This is a genomic window from Microvirga aerilata, assembly GCF_016743775.1.
GTDB lineage: Bacteria > Pseudomonadota > Alphaproteobacteria > Rhizobiales > Beijerinckiaceae > Microvirga > Microvirga aerilata.
The window spans coordinates 1-685 of record NZ_JAEQMY010000356.1; the positions used below are offsets into that span (position 1 = coordinate 1).

1 protein-coding gene is annotated in these 685 nt (G+C 57.5%); it reads left to right on the plus strand.

Translation table 11 applies throughout. From position 1 onward, the window contains the following. Positions 1 to 275 precede the first annotated feature (275 nt). Entirely contained in the window at positions 276 to 632 is a 357-nt protein-coding gene (locus JKG68_RS35125; protein WP_202066653.1) for a PRC-barrel domain-containing protein, read from the plus strand. Positions 633 to 685: the final 53 nt, after the last annotated feature.

The following is a 685-nucleotide window of genomic DNA, read 5'->3' on the forward strand; positions in this document are numbered from 1 at the left end:
ATCTAGGCCGATGTCTATGAAATGGCCTCTGCAGGAGGATCAGTCTGTCCGAAGAACAAAGAGAGCAGCCGGGTGTTTGAGTCAGATCGACGTGAAACCCTCGGGAGACCCGAATGTACAAAAAGCTGACCACCGCCAGTCTACTTGTGTCGGGTATTCTCTCATCGACAGTCATGGCTCAGAACCCACCCCCCCGCGCCTCATGATCAGCCCTTGGATCTGTCGATCCCGGTCAGGCAAGCCCGCAGTTCATGACCGGGCAGGGTTTGGATGCCATGCGCGTCTCGGATCTGATCGGTCAGGCTGTCTTTGGTCCTGACAACAACAGCCTCGGGACGGTTGACGATGTTGTGCTCGACCGCAGCGGCACCGTTGCAGCTCTCATCGTCCAGATTGGAGGTGTGCTCAGGATCGGCGACCGCAAGGTTGCGGTGCCGCGCCATGCGGTCCAAATCGATCCAGCTGACACAGCCACGACAGGCACAGTTCCAAAAGTGGGTACAATGACGGGTGCAGCCGCGGAGCAGCAGGGCAGAAACGTAAGCCGGAACAAGAAAGCTTTTGCTCCAGATCGGATCAGAGTGACGATCCCAATGGATCAACTAGCGACAGCCCCGAGCTTCGAGGATTGAAAGCCTTAGTCGCTACACAGGCCGCGTTTACAGCGGCCAGTAGGGCAGTGTCA